This window comes from Microbacterium shaanxiense (assembly GCF_054779995.1).
On sequence record NZ_BAAGXE010000001.1, the window covers coordinates 299,444 to 313,941 of the forward strand.

A 14,498-nucleotide genomic window follows, 5' to 3' on the forward strand; every position below is an offset into this window, starting at 1 on the left:
GTATGGGGTCATGGATCCGCACCTGCTGCGCTCGCTCCGCATGCGCTCGCACCGGCTCACAGCTCCCGCCCGCTCCGTGACCGACGCCGCGCGTCACATGCTCGCGGTGCAGGCGCAGGATTTCTGGGCCGGGCGATGGGCGTTGGCTGCGCGGGCGTCAGGCGCCCCCACGCTGAGCGGTGTCGATCGGCTCTTCAATCGCGGCGCCCTCGTGCGCGCGTGGACGCAGCGCGGCACCCTGCACATCGTCGCGGCTGAGGATCTCGCCTGGATGCTGACGGTGACGGGGGAGCGGCAGTTGCAGAAGGCGGCGCCGCGCTACCGGGAACTCGGCCTGGGTGACGACGAACTCGCGACTGTCGAGCGGATCGTCCGCGGTGCGCTGGGCGGCGGCAACGGTCTCACCCGCGTCGAACTGTTCGAGGTGCTGCAGAAGGCCGGGATCGAGCCGGGCGGGCAGCGTGGTCTGTTCGCGGTGCAGAACCTCGCCCTGCGCGGCATCGTGTGCCAGGGGCCGATCGTCGCACGTGCAGGAGGTGTGTCGCGCGACCAGCAGTTCGTGCTCGCCGAGGAGCACATCCCCGAATCCGCAGTTCCGAGCGATCCCGCTGCGGAGATGTTCGTGCGATACATCCTCGGTCATGGCCCCGCCACCGCCGAGGACTTCGCGTGGTGGGCCGGTATCACGCTCGGCGCCGCACGCTCGGCGGCCGCCGCATCCGCCGATGACGAGCGCATCCGCCAGATCGACGACGGAATGTTCGCCGCGAGTTCGATGCCACGGCGAAACACGGCAGCCCCCACCGTGATCGCGCTCGGATCGTTCGAGGAATACTACATCTCGTACACCGATCGCACGGTCGCGTGCCCACCAGAGCTGCTGACGGCGATCGGACCGGGGAAGAACGGGATGGTGCGCCCGATCCTCGTCGCAGACGGCATCGTCGTCGGCACCTGGCGGCACTCCACCGCTGTCGGACGGCACACCGATGACCCCGTGCCCGAGCTGCTGGCAGTCGGTGCAGCCGGCGATGCCGGCGTCGCCGCTGCGCTCGACCGCTACGCGGCCTTCATCGCGGGCTGACCCCGCGCCCGGCGTCTTTCGCCTCGAGCTCGCCGTTCTGCGTCGTTCCTGCGCGCCGTGACGTCGTGGACATCTCCGCCCCGGGGGTTGCATCGTGCGGCGACTCTTGATAGCTTCGCACTACATTATGCAAGGCAGTTCTATATTCTCGAACAAAGGCGTGAGACACAGATGATGGATGCCATCCGCGACGAGTCCGCAGAAACGAACGTCGCGAAGAGCCCGATCCAGTCGATCGACCGGACCGTGGCGCTTCTCGAGGCGATCGCTGCGGCAGGACCTGCCGGAGCGCCGCTGTCCAGCGTCACCGCGACGGCAGGGGTGCATGCCTCGACCGGGCGCACCCTGCTGACTGCGCTCATGGTGCATGGTCTTGTGGCGCAGATCGACTCCACGAGGCGTTATGTCCTCGGGCCCCGCTTCTTCGAGCTGAACCGTACGTACACGCTGCAGCACGATCTCGGAGCCGTCGCGGCTCCGATTCTTCGAGGCCTTTGGGAGCACAGCAACGAGACGGTGCACCTGGCCACGCTCCAACACGGACGTCGAGTCGACATCGCAGTGCTGGTCAGCCCGCAACTGCTGAACATCAACCCGAGCGCCATGCGTGCATCCGCCTCTCCCATTCACCCGTTGCTGCACACCGCGGCAGGCAAGGTCCTTCTGGCCGGAATGCCGGGGGACGAGCGCGACCGCATCCTCGACAGCGCATCAGCAGAGGCCGACCGTGCGGAGATCGATCAGGAACTCGCGACCGTGCTCGGCGCCGGTTTCGCGACCAACCACGAGGAAGAGGTCGCCGGCGTATGCGGCATCGCGGCGCCTGTGCGCGATCACAACGGCCGGACGGTCGCGGCGATGTGCGTCGGCTATCCGACAGCGCGTCAGAGCGGTGAGTATGAAGCTCGTCTGCGCGAGTCCACCGTCGAAGCCGCAGCGGAGCTGTCGCGCATGCTCGGTGCCCCGCTCGAGGCGGAGACAGGCGAGAGCGCGGATGCGTGACACCCTCGACGTCCTCGTCGTCGGTGGAGGTCCGGCGGGAATCTCGGCGTCGATCCAATCCGCGCGTCTCGGTCTGCGTACTGGCCTCGTGGAGAAGAACGGCGCCCTCGGCGGGACGACGACGGTGGCCGGTGTCTCGCTACCAGGTCTGTTCCACGCATGGGGGCACCAGATCATCAGCGGTTTCGGTTGGGATCTCGTTCGGCAGGCCGTAGAGGTCGGTGGTGGAGAACTGCCCGATTTCACCAGATGGGATCTGCCGCACTTCCGACTCCAGGTTCGCGTGAATGCCGCGATCTACGCCGCACTTGCGGATCAGGCGGTCATCGACGCCGGTGTCGATCTGCTGCTGCACACGATGATCGCGGCCGTCGAGTGGACGGGGTCGGATTGGCGGGTCGTGCTGTGTAGCAAAGAGGGCCTGCATGAGGTGCGCGCGCTGCGTCTAGTGGACAGCACGGGCGATGCCGATGTCGTCGCGCATGCGGGCCTGAAGCGCCTCAGCACGGCGGAGAAACAGCCCGGAACCATCATGGTACGTCTCGGTGGCTACGACGCATCCTCTCTGGAGGGAATCGATCTCGATGCACTCGATGGCGCATACGAGCGCGGGATCGAGGAGGGCGAACTTCATGCGGCTGATTTCCAGTCCGCGGAGCGTCCGCTGCGCAAGTTCCTCGGCCATCGTGGCGAGAACGCGATCCATGTCACGGGAATCCACGGCGGAACGAGCGTCGACCGGACGGAGGCGGAGTTGGCGGGCCGCAAGGCGCTGCTGCGGATCTACCGCTTCCTGAAGCGTCAGCCGGGCCTCGAAGATCTCTTCGTGGAGTCCTGGGCGATAGAGACGGGCGTGCGGGAAACCTTCACGATCGAAGGCATCCAGACCATCACGGTGGACGACTACAGATCGGGCCGTGTATGGGCGGACGCGGTGTCCTACAGCTTCTACCCGATCGACGTCCATCGCTCCGACGGCGACGGGATCGACATCCGTCGGCTCGACTACGGCGTCATCCCGTCCATTCCGCGATCCGCGATGCTTCCCCAAGGCGCACCCGGCTCGCTCATCGTCGCCGGGCGGGCCGTCGCGGGAGACCAGGAAGCGAACTCCGCGTACCGGGTGCAGGCGTCCTGCATGGCTATGGGACAGGCTGCGGGCGCGCTCGCCGGGCTCTCCGTCCGTCACGACACGTCGATCGAAGACGTGCCGATCGCCCTGCTGCACACTCAGCTCCGGCGCTTCGGGGCGATCATCCCCGGAGACGTCGATGTCGAGCCGCTCACCGTCGTCGAGGCGAACGGCGCCTCCCAGCCCCGGTAACAACTACGCAGTGCGTGGACCCAATGAAGGAGACACCATGAACACAACGACCATCGGCCGACTGCGCGGCACTCGCCGAGCCCGCCCGCTCGCCGCCGGCGCCCTGGCGCTTGCGGCCGCGGTCGCCCTCAGCGGATGCGGATTCGTCAACACCGGCGAGAGCGACGGCGGCGATGGAGGCGCCATCACGACGTACACCAGTCCGGAGCAGAACACTGGGCTGGAGGCACTCTACGACGCGTTCGAAGAGGAGACCGGAACTGCCGTGGACCCGTCCTTCGCCGCGGCCGAAGAGCTCAATCAACAGCTTCGAGTGCAACTGACCTCGGGAACGGCAGCGGATCTGATCCGTGTCTCACCGGGGTTCTCGAGCCCGGTGTCGGCGGGTGTGCTCGGCACAGAGGGCGAGCTCGCCGATCTAGGTGACGCCGGGTGGGCCGAGCGCATCGATGACGGGACCCGAGTGCTCGCCGAGGCCGACGGAACCCTCGTCGCCTACCCCGTGGGTCGCAACTCGATCGTGATGGCGTACAACCTCGAGGTTTTCGACGAGCTCGGGCTCGAGCCTCCCACGACCTGGACAGAATTCATCGCCGTCTGCGACGCGCTGCAGGCGGCGGGGAAGACGCCGATCGCGGCCGGATTGACCGGAGGGATCTACCTCCAGTTCTTCGTGTACGCGCTCGCCGGGACGCTGGTCTACGGTTCGGATTCCGATATCGACGACCAGATGCGTGCGGGAGAGACCGGCTTCGCCGACGAGCCGGCGTGGCAGGAGGTGTTCGACAAACTGCTGCTGCTGTCTGAGTACTTCACGCCCGACGCTCTCGGAGTACCCGCCGATCAGGCTCAGCAGGCGCTCGCGCGAGGCGATGCGGGGATGACGATGCTGGTCTCCGCCGGACTGCCGCAGCTCTACGACTATTCCGATCAAGGACAGGATGCGTTCGGGGTCTTCGCGATGCCGGCAAGCGACGATGCATCCGCCACGCTGCTCCCGACCGCGCCCGACTTCGTGGCCGTGAACGCCTCCTCGCCACGGATCGACGAGGCGAAGGAACTGCTCGAGTTCCTCGCACAGCCGGAGAATGTCGAATCGTACGCGTCCGCCCTCGGCGTGCTGCCGGGGATCAGCGAAGGCGCCGAGGTCGAATCCTCGCCGCTCGACCCCGTGCTCCCTCTCGTGGACGAGGGGCGCACCGCTCCCTATGCGAACTATCTCTGGCCCAACGGTGACACGCAGCAGACGCTGCTCCAATCCGGACAGCAGCTTCTGGCGGGCGAGATCGACGTGGCCACATTGCTCGATCTGCTCGACGAGCAATACCAGAAGGGCGAGGGATGACCACCTCGCTCGTGCGGGAGGCGGGTGCAGGCGATATGGGGTCTCCGCCTGCACCCCGCATGTTCGTGCGGTCGCGTGGACGCCGAGGGAAGGTGCCGTATCTCTTCATCGTGCCGGCCGTCCTCGTCTACGGGCTGGTGGTGCTGTACCCCACTGTGACCGGAGGCATCTTCGCGTTCACGGACTGGAGCGGACAGCGGGCCGCGCCCGCCTTCGTCGGGCTCGACAACTTCGTCACGCTCTTCACGACCGCATCCTCTCGGGCAGCGTTGTTCAACACACTCGCGATCGCCGCCGCATGCACGGTCGTCCAGACCGTCGTCGGCCTCGCGCTCGCCGCGGCGTTGAACACTCGGCTGCGCAGCAGGAATGCCCTTCGCACCCTCTTCTTCGCGCCGGCTCTGTTGCCACCAGTGATCATCGGATTCCTCTGGCAGTACATCCTCACGCCCACCGGCCCGCTCAACTCGGCGCTGGAGTCCATCGGTCTCGGTTTCCTGACCCGGAACTGGCTCGGTGACTCCTCGATCGCGCTCGGATCCGTCATCGCCGTCATCATCTGGCAGAACGCCGGCCTCACGATGGTGATCTATCTCGCCGGCCTCCAGGGCATTCCGCCCGAACTGTACGAGGCAGCCTCGATCGATGGTGCCGGTGCATGGCAGCGGTTCCGCTCGGTGACCTTGCCTCTTCTCATGCCGGCCACGACCATCGCGCTCTCGCTCACGCTCATCGGCAGCCTCAAACTGTTCGACCAGGTGTTCGCGATGACGGGCGGCGGACCTGGATACGCCACGGAGACGCTCTCCGTGATCATGTACAAGGAAGCCTTCGTCTCGGGACGGTTCGGCTACAGTGCCGCGATCGCACTCGTGCTGACCATGATCGTGTTCGCCTTCGCGATGATCCAGTTGAAGGCCCTGCGTCGCTTCGAGGTGGACTCATGAGCTCGACGGTCACCCCATCGACCGTGACGGATCGCCGAGTCGCGCGTCGAGCCCGACCAGGTCGCTGGCGTCGCCTCCTCGGGGAGATCGGCATGATCCTGATCGGTCTCGTCTTCGCGTTCCCGTTCTACGTCTTCCTCAGCATCTCGTTGAAGCAGCCCTCCGAAGTGGCGGATGATCCACTGGGCCTTCCCCGCGAGGTGTACCTCGACAACTACGCCACCGCGTGGGAATCGGCGTCGCTGGATGAAGCGCTCGTGAACTCCACGGTCGTCGCCGTCATCAGCGTCGCCGCTCTCATCGTGTTCGGGTCATTCGCCGCATACACGATCGCACGACGCGCGACCCGATTGAGCTATGCCGCATACGTTCTGTTCCTGCTCGGTCTCATGATCCCCATGCAACTGGGCATGGTGCCGCTGTATCAGTTCATGCGCGATGCGAATCTGCTGCAGACGTACACCTCGGTGATCATCTTCAGCATCGGCAGCCAACTGCCGCTCACCGTGTTCCTCTACGCGGGGTTCCTGCGGGCGATGCCGAAGGAGTATGAGGAAGCCGCTTACGTGGACGGCGCCGGGGTGGTGCGAACATTCCTGGCCATCGTGTTCCCGATGCTCCGTCCGATCACGGGGACCGTGGTGATCCTCTCAGCGATCAACATCTGGAACGAGTTCCTCACGCCGCTGCTGTACGTGGGAGGCAGCTCGCAGCAGACGCTTCCCGTGGCGATCTTCGCCTTCCGAGGCGAGTTCGCCACGCAATGGGGTGTGATCTTCGCGGGCATGGCCATGGCGATCGTTCCGATCCTCATCGTGTACTTCCTGTTGCAGAAGTCGATCATCAAGGGATTCGCGAGCGGGCTGAAGGGCTGATCGAACTGGTGCGACCGGCGGTCGGTGCACCCATATGAAAGGGAGGTCAAAGATGACCGGGATTGTGACGCGCTGGCGGGATGCGCAGGCGTCGAGGCGAACACTTCTGGCGGGCGCCGGAGCGGGCGTGCTGCTCGCGACATTCGCGCCGGATTGGCGAAGCGGAGGTGCGTTCGCGGCGCAGGCGAGCGCCGGCCCCGACGCGTTGCCGCTGATCGCGGCGTTGCCGGCCGGCGCGCCCGATCGAGGAGCATTCACTCTTGAAGAGCAAAGACTCGCTCCGTATCTGGCGACGCTCGCCCCCATGGTGAATGAGATCGTCGACGATGACGAAGCGACTCTCGGATGGATGAGCGGCGGTTGGTGGCGCACGCCCGCCGAGCCCTTCAACGCGCGCATTCAAGAGCATGTGCGCACGATGGCGTGGTTCTACGCGCACGAGCGGCCGTGGAATCCTTACTCGGGCGACGCCGCGCTCCTTGCACGGCTGGATGCTGCGATCCATCACTATCTGCGGCTCCAGCACGATGACGGTTCCTGGCCCGAGTACGAACCGAATGAGCGTTCCCGCGCCGCCACGGCTTTTGCGCTCGGCTACCTGTCCAAGACGCTCGAGGATCTGCGTGACGTCGATGCACTGCCGCAGACCCGCACGGAGATCTCGGCGGCATTGCACCGTGCGATGACCTGGTTCCTCGATCCGGCCAACGCCGGCGTCTGGCAGGCCGAGCGCATCGAGTTCGTGAACCAGCCGATGGCGGGTCTTGCCGGTTCAGCGCTCGCTCTGCGATTGGACCCCGACCCGGCCCTGCAGCTTCTGCTGCTCGACCGTATCGACACGATCGTGGCGAAAGGGCAGAGCCCGGCGGGGTACTTCTACGAGCCTCTCGGAATGGACATCGCGTACAACCTGAACGTGACGCTGTCGGAGATGATCGAGATACTCGAGCAGATCGACGCCCCAGGACTCGTCGGAATGGTCGAGCGCCTGGCCGACTGGCTGGGCTACAACCTGATCTGGGAGCCGGACGGTGCCGGCTTCATCGCGAACACCGCTGGTTCCGCCCGCACACCGATGTGGTTCCTCGATGCGACCACGACCGAACCGCAGCAGCGTGATCTCGGCTCGCGGTTCTCTCCGGACGTAGCAGCGATGAGGCCGTTCTATTCGACCATCGAGGATCGGACAGCACAACGGGAGGAATGGGCGCAGTCCACGGAACCCGTCCTTCCGCAGGAGCGCGGTCAGACGAATCCTCGAATCGTGGTGAACATCCCCTTCGGCGAGGCCTATCCCCGCGGTGAGGATAAAGCCGCGGCGATCGCGGTCATGCCGGTGCTCGCGCAGGATCGGTTCACCGAACTCCGCCGCGACCCGCAAGGTCAGCACTTCCTCTTCGCACGCCGGCCCGGCTATTACACGATGGCGCACTTCGGACCACCCTCTACGAGCCTCGTGCGTTCGGGGCTGTCCTTGATCTGGCATCCGGAGGCGGGCACGTTCGTGCACGGCTCTCACAACAGCAACACCGAATGCTGGGCGACGGTGCTTCCGAACGGCGCGACAGACGCCGGAGCCAGCCTTGCGGTCGCGTACTTCGACGGCGACCCGGTCGACGGGCGCGCCCTCGATCCGGAACAGGTCTCGGACGTGCGGAACCTCGGGCTCACGTGGCGCACCACTCTTGGTAACGTGACGGGCGCGGCCGTGCTCGAGGATGATGCGATCACCAAGAGCCTGGTCGTCACCACCGACGCGCGCGAACAGATTCCGCTGCTGTTGCGCACGACCGACCGGCTCACCTGGATCGGCGGACGTTCGGAACGGGCGGAGGCGGGGGTGATGGCGCAGACGAAGGGGCTGAAGGTGCGCAGGGGGCGGATCACGCTCGAGATCAACTGGAGAGAAAGGCTCTCTGCGACGATCACACCAGTCGACCGTCACTACTTCGCGGATCGGAGCAGGCAGGTGAACATGCTGCGGATCGCCCACCCACCCCGCGCGACGTTCAGGTATTCCGTGTCGTGAACATGGACACTCGGCTCGATCGTCTCACTGTGGAGCACACGGACTCACCGGTCGGGGTGGACGTGATCCCACGATTCGGGTTCGTGGTCACGGACCCTTCCGATGCCCCTATCGCACCCGATGCCACTCGTATCGTCGTGATCGGCCCGAGCGGACCGGTGTGGGACACGGGCAAAGTGCCCGACGGTCGCACGGTGGACGTGCTGTACGAAGGCATCCCGCTGGCGAGCCTGAGTCGCTATCACTGGTCGGTGACCGTCTGGGTCGCAGGCCGGACGATCTCACGTTCCGCGATCTTCGTCACCGGCGTGCTGGCGGGAGATTGGCACGGAGCCGAGTGGATCGGCGGACCGGATCGCGGTTCCGCAGACGAACACGACATGCCGCCCGCCCCGCTCCTCAGGCGGGAGTTCGTCGTCTCGACACCCATCGCAGAGGCGTACCTGGTCGTCGCTTCCGGCGGGTTCGCCCGGGTGCATCTGGACGGCGACATCGTCGACCCATCGATCCTCAGCCCGGGGTTCACGGACTACGATGTCCGCGCCCAGTACACCGTCGCCGATGTGACCGACCGGATGCGGAAGGGGAGGCATGCGATCGCCGTAGAACTCGGACGCGGCTTCTACGGAATGCGCCGAAAGAACACGTGGGACTGGCACGTGGCGCCGTGGCACGATGAACCTTGCGTGCGCCTGCTCCTCGTCGCCAGGGATGCGGACGGTGCGGAGTTGATCGTAGGATCCGATGCGACGTGGCGGACGCACGACGGCCCCACTCGCAGTGACGACATGTACGCAGGCGAGGACTACGACGCCGGCCAGGAACAGCGCGGGCATACCCTGACAGGCTTCGACGACTCCCGGTGGGATCGAGCGTCGATCGCGCGAGGGCCGCGAGGACGACTCGAGCATCAACGCCAGCCGAATATCGGGATCGCCGAGAGCTTCGAGCCCACGTCGGTTCGCAGGCTCGAGGCGGGCCATTGGATCGTCGCATTCCCCCGCATGATCGCAGGTTGGGTACAGGTGCGCGTTCAGGCGGTGGCCGGCACGGCTGTGGAGATCCGGATGGGGGAGCGGCTCGACGGAGCGGGCCTCGTCGATGTCTCCGACCCGCATGGTTACTACGATGGTCGGTTCCAGACCCACCGTCTCATCACTTCCGATGAGCCGTTGGCCTGGCATCCGCGCTTCTCGTATCAGGGGTTCCAGTACGTCGAGATCCTCGCTCCTGCGCTCGATGTCATGCCAGAAGTCACAGCGCATCTCGTGCACACGGATGTCGCCCGAACGGGATGGTTCCGGTGCTCCGATCCGCTCGTGGAGCGGTTGCACGAGCTCGCCGTGCGCACTGTGCTGAACAATCTGCATGGCATCCCCACTGATACTCCGACATTCGAGAAGAACGGCTGGACGGGGGACGGGATGCTGGGGATCGAACTCATGATGCTCAATCTCGACGCGCACGAGTTGCTGGCGAAGTGGCTGCAGGACGTCGCTGATTCGCGGCATGGAGTCGGGGCGCCCGCCGTGATCGCCCCTTTCGGCGGGTGGCGGATGGACTGGTCGCCCGCGCCGACCTGGCACGCCGCGCTGATACTCGGGCCGTGGTGGCTGCATCGGTACACGGGCGACGAACGCGTCATCGAAGACCTCTGGGCCGACATGGAGGGCTACCTGTCGTTCGAACTCGCACGCTGCCCTGAGGGCATCGCCCGCACCACCCTCGGAGACTGGGTGAGCCCGGACACCGACGCGGGCGGCGGCAATCCCGACGAGGACGCACGTGTGCCTGCCACCGCATTCCTCCACGCGATGCTGCTTGCGATGGCCTCCATGGCGGAGACGACCGGACGCGCGCGGGACGCCGCTCGCTGGCATCGGGAAGCGGCACGTGTGCGGGTCGCATTCCGTGCCGAGTTCGTATCGGACGAGGCGAATGCAGAAGGCGACATCGCGGCACCCGTGGTCCGCGGGTATGGCGAGTCGGGGCTTCGGCAGTCGCACCACGTGCTCGCGGTCGCTCTACTGCTTCTTCCGCCGCGGCTTCGTCAGCGTGCGGTCGATGCGCTCGCGGCTGACATCGTGGCACGCGACGGTCATCTGGACACAGGTGCGCTGGGTACGAAATTCCTGTTGCCCGTGCTCGAGAACCACGGGTACCCGAATGTCGCCGTGGAAGTGCTCCGGCAGTCGACGTTCCCCAGCTGGGGATTCTGGGTGGCGCAGGGAGCGACGGCGCTGTGGGAGCACTGGAAGCCCGAGTCGCGTTCGCGTGGTCACTTCTTCCTCGGCACGTTCGACGATTGGCTGTTCCACGGGATCGCAGGCGTGAGCCCGCAGGAACCGGGCTGGGGCCGATCCGCACGTGCTGATCCCTCCCTGATCGCCCCCATGGTCTGGGTCGACGCGGGGATCAGGACTCCTTATGGGGTTGTACGGGCCCGGGCTGGTCGCGACCCGTGACGTGTCATTCCGCCGCGTGCCTGGCGAGGAACGTGTAGACCTCGTTCTCGTCGACTCCGGGGAACGCGCCACGGGGGAGCGGTGAGAACATATGCGTGTGCACGCGGGCGCTCGGCCATGCCTTGGCGCTCCATCGATCCGCGAGCTCGGGGGCGGGGCGGCGGCAGCACGCCTCATCGGGGCAGGTCGACACCGCGCGGTCTGTCGTCTCCCGACCTCGCCACCAGCGCGCGTCATCGAACGGGACTCCTACGGTGACCGAGAACTCGCCGTCGCTGGCGGCCCCGGTCTGCGTCGCGCACCAGAACGTGCCGGAGGGGGTGTCGGTGTACTGATGGTGCTCCGTCGTGCGGTTCTGCTGCGTGAACGCGGCGCGCGCCTGGAACTTCCGGCACACCGGCTGACCCTCGACCGCGCCGGTCACGTCCATCGGCAGCGGAAGGTCGTCGTTCTCGTACACCCGTGTGATCGCGCCGGTCTCGTCGACGCGGAGGAAGTGCAGTTTCATGCCGAGGTGCTCGGTCATGAGGTTCGTCATCCGCATTCCGGCCGCCTCGTGCGTGACTCCGAATGCGTCACGGAAATCCTCGACGGCGAGGTTGCGATCCTTCTTGGCCTGCTGCAGGAACGCGACGCCCGCCGTCTCTGGCACCAGGCAGCTCGCCGCGAAGTAGTTGATCTCCAGACGCTGCTGCAGGAAATCGGCGTAATCGGTCGGCGGCGTGTGCCCCAGCAGACGATGCGCCATCGCCTGAAGCGCCATCGAGCGCAACCCGTGACCGCCGGGGATCGAGGCCGGTGGCAGGTAGATGCGGCTGTTCTCCAGATCCGTCACCGAGCGTGTGGAGTGGGGCAGATCGTTGACGTAGAGGAGCTCGAAGCCGAGCTTCTGGGCCATGATGCTCACCGTGCGGTGGGTCAGGGCGCCGCTGACATGACCGGCGGCCTTCAGCTGCTTCTCTGCGAGCTTCTCGATGTCGCCGATGTAGTTGTTCTGCGCCCGCATGCGCAGTCTCAGCTCCGTGTTCGCGCGTCGCGCCTCTTCGGGCGTCGCGATGGCTTCGCGTTCGCGGCGCTGCAGTTCGCGATGAAGTCCGAGGATCGCCTCGATCGTCTCGTCGGGCATCCCCTTCGAGACGCGCACGGGTGCGACCCCCAGCTGGCGGAACACCGGACTGGCCTGCGCGTGCTCCAGCTCGATCTCCAGAGCCGCCCGACGGTTCGGAGGCTCGCCGGAGATGAGATCGGAGACGTCTGTCGCGGTGGCCTGGGCGATCGCCTGCAGGAGCGAGAGCTTGGGCTCGCGCTTGCCGTTCTCGATCAGGCTCAGCTGCGAACCGGCGACGCCGACCTGCGCGCCGAGCTCGTCGAGGGTGAAGCCCTTCGCCACGCGATGGTGTCGGATGCGATGGCCGAGAGTCGTGAGATGGATGCCGGAGCCGCTCATTCCTTGAGTATATCGAAAGAACAGTGATTCTTACGGCGCGAATCCGCGAAATCTGCGGGTGATGTTGCGCAGAATGGACATACACACCGACTCTTCGAGGGAGTAGACATGGTTATGGCCGAGACCTTCACACCCCGCGTTCCCGCCGTCTCCGCGGCGCGCGACCTTGGCGCTGTCCCCGCCTACGACACCCCCGCGATGGCTGAGGTCGTCGCCTGGGTGGAGGAGATCCGCGCCCTCACGAAGCCGGCATCGGTGCACTGGGTCGGCGGTTCGCAGGCCGAGAACGACGCGCTGCTGCGCGGACTCGTGTCGGAGGGCAAGCTCATCAAGCTCAACCCCGAGTGGCGTCCTGGGTCGTACCTGGCGCGCTCGCACCCCAGTGACGTCGCCCGCACAGAGGCGCGCACGTTCATCGCGTCGGAGCACGAGAAGGATGCCGGCCCCACGAACAACTGGGCCGATCCCGCCGAGATGCGGCAGACGATGAACGAGATCTTCGAGGGCTCGATGCGCGGGCGCACGATGTACGTCGTGCCGTTCTCGATGGGAGCCGTCGGGGGCCCTCTGTCGCACATCGGCGTGCAGATCACCGACAGTGCGTACGCCGTGGCGTCCATCGGCATCATGACGCGCGTGGGCGACGCCGTCACTCGGCAGATCGCCGAAGGTGCGCCGTGGGTCAAGACCGTCCACTCGGTCGGCGCTCCGCTGGCACCGGGCGCGCAGGACGTCGAGTGGCCGTGCAACGATGAGAAGTACATCGTGCACTTCCCCGACACCCTCGAGGTGTACTCCTACGGCTCGGGCTACGGCGGAAACGCCATCCTCGCCAAGAAGTGCTTCGCGCTGCGCATCGCGTCCGTCATCGCCCGCGACGAGGGCTGGCTCGCGGAGCACATGCTGCTGATCCGCGTGATCGACCCGAAAGGCAAGGCCTACCATGTCGCGGCGGCGTTCCCGTCAGCGTGCGGCAAGACCAACCTCGCCATGCTGCGCCCGACCATCCCCGGCTGGAAGGTCGAGACGCTCGGCGACGACATCGCGTGGATCCGTCCCGGTGAGGACGGCCGCATGTGGGCCATCAATCCCGAGGCGGGATTCTTCGGCGTCGCACCAGGCACGGGCGAATCGACCAACGTCACCGCGGTCGAGACGCTGTGGGGCAACACGATCTTCACCAATGTCGCGCTCCGACCGGACGGCGACGTGTGGTGGGAAGGCCTGACTGACACTCCTCCGTCGCACCTGACCGACTGGGAGGGCAACGATTGGACGCCTGACTCGGGTCGGCCCGCCGCCCACCCGAACTCGCGTTTCACTGTCGCCGCATCGCAGTGCCCGCAGATCTCGGACGACTGGGAAGAGGCGGTGCCTCTCGACATCATCCTGTTCGGCGGACGGCGTGCGACGAATGTCCCGCTGGTCGTCGAGGCGACCGATTGGACGCACGGCGTGTTCCTCGGCTCCACGATCTCCTCCGAGCGCACCGCGGCAGCGGAGGGCACCGTCGGCGAGCTGCGGCGCGACCCGTTCGCGATGCTCCCGTTCTGCGGCTACAACATGGGCGACTACTTCGCGCACTGGCTGAAGGTCGGCCGGCAGCTGCGCTTCGACCGTGCACCGCGCATCTTCCAGGTGAACTGGTTCCGCCGCGGAGAGGACGGCCGTTTCCTGTGGCCAGGATTCGGCGACAACTCGCGCGTCGTCGACTGGATCATCCGCCGCATCAGCGGCGAGGTGTCCGCGGTCGACAGCCCCATCGGCCGACTCCCGCTCACGTCGGATCTCAACCTCGACGGACTCGACATCCCGCAGCAGGACCTCGACGAGCTGTTCGCCGTGGATGCGGACGCGTGGACGAAGGAAGCCGACTCCACCGAGGAGTTCTTCGACACCTTCGGCGACACCTTGCCCGCAGCGCTCCGCACCGAGCTCGCCTCGCTGCGCTACCGGCTCGCGCAGGCGAGCTAGCGCCGA

10 protein-coding genes are annotated in these 14,498 nt (G+C 66.3%); 9 read left to right on the top strand and 1 reads right to left on the bottom strand.

All coding sequences use genetic code 11. The features are described from left to right. The first annotated feature begins 10 nt into the window (after positions 1–10). The 8 genes from ACYVG2_RS01330 to ACYVG2_RS01365 all read left to right on the top strand — a co-directional run bounded on the left by ACYVG2_RS01330 (position 11) and on the right by ACYVG2_RS01365 (position 11,071). Positions 11–1,084: a winged helix DNA-binding domain-containing protein gene (locus ACYVG2_RS01330; RefSeq protein ID WP_460779335.1), complete on the top strand. Its 1,074-nt coding sequence runs from the start codon at positions 11–13 to the stop codon at positions 1,082–1,084. Positions 1,085–1,255: 171 nt separating this feature from the next. Then, a complete protein-coding gene (locus ACYVG2_RS01335) occupies positions 1,256–2,086 on the top strand; it encodes an IclR family transcriptional regulator (RefSeq protein ID WP_460779337.1) in 831 nt (276 codons plus the stop codon). Next, positions 2,079–3,410, top strand: coding sequence for an FAD-dependent oxidoreductase (locus ACYVG2_RS01340; protein WP_460779338.1), 1,332 nt, complete (start codon positions 2,079–2,081; stop codon positions 3,408–3,410). The genes ACYVG2_RS01335 and ACYVG2_RS01340 overlap by 8 nt, the downstream gene beginning before the upstream one ends. Positions 3,411–3,447: 37 nt before the next feature. Next, complete coding sequence (locus ACYVG2_RS01345; RefSeq protein WP_460779339.1) at positions 3,448–4,755, top strand: ABC transporter substrate-binding protein; 1,308 nt, start codon at positions 3,448–3,450, stop codon at positions 4,753–4,755. Next, positions 4,752–5,702: a carbohydrate ABC transporter permease gene (locus ACYVG2_RS01350; protein WP_460779340.1), complete on the top strand. Its 951-nt coding sequence runs from the start codon at positions 4,752–4,754 to the stop codon at positions 5,700–5,702. The genes ACYVG2_RS01345 and ACYVG2_RS01350 overlap by 4 nt, the downstream gene beginning before the upstream one ends. Further along, positions 5,699–6,577: a carbohydrate ABC transporter permease gene (locus ACYVG2_RS01355; RefSeq protein WP_460779341.1), complete on the top strand. Its 879-nt coding sequence runs from the start codon at positions 5,699–5,701 to the stop codon at positions 6,575–6,577. Before ACYVG2_RS01350 ends, ACYVG2_RS01355 begins: the two co-directional genes overlap by 4 nt. A gap of 52 nt (positions 6,578–6,629) precedes the next feature. Continuing rightward, positions 6,630–8,606, top strand: a complete 1,977-nt coding sequence (locus ACYVG2_RS01360; RefSeq protein WP_460779342.1) for a hypothetical protein — start codon at positions 6,630–6,632, stop codon at positions 8,604–8,606. A 2-nt stretch (positions 8,607–8,608) separates the two neighbouring features. Continuing rightward, positions 8,609–11,071, top strand: coding sequence for a family 78 glycoside hydrolase catalytic domain (locus ACYVG2_RS01365; protein ID WP_460779343.1), 2,463 nt, complete (start codon positions 8,609–8,611; stop codon positions 11,069–11,071). A 4-nt stretch (positions 11,072–11,075) separates the two neighbouring features. Here ACYVG2_RS01365 and ACYVG2_RS01370 read toward each other — a convergent pair whose 3' ends face one another. Then, complete coding sequence (locus tag ACYVG2_RS01370) at positions 11,076–12,518, bottom strand: helix-turn-helix domain-containing protein (RefSeq protein ID WP_206476807.1); 1,443 nt, start codon at positions 12,516–12,518, stop codon at positions 11,076–11,078. Between the two features lie 108 nt (positions 12,519–12,626). On the opposite strand from ACYVG2_RS01370, the gene ACYVG2_RS01375 reads away from it, so the two are divergent. Next, positions 12,627–14,492, top strand: coding sequence for a phosphoenolpyruvate carboxykinase (GTP) (locus ACYVG2_RS01375; protein ID WP_460779344.1), 1,866 nt, complete (start codon positions 12,627–12,629; stop codon positions 14,490–14,492). Positions 14,493–14,498 lie beyond the last annotated feature (6 nt).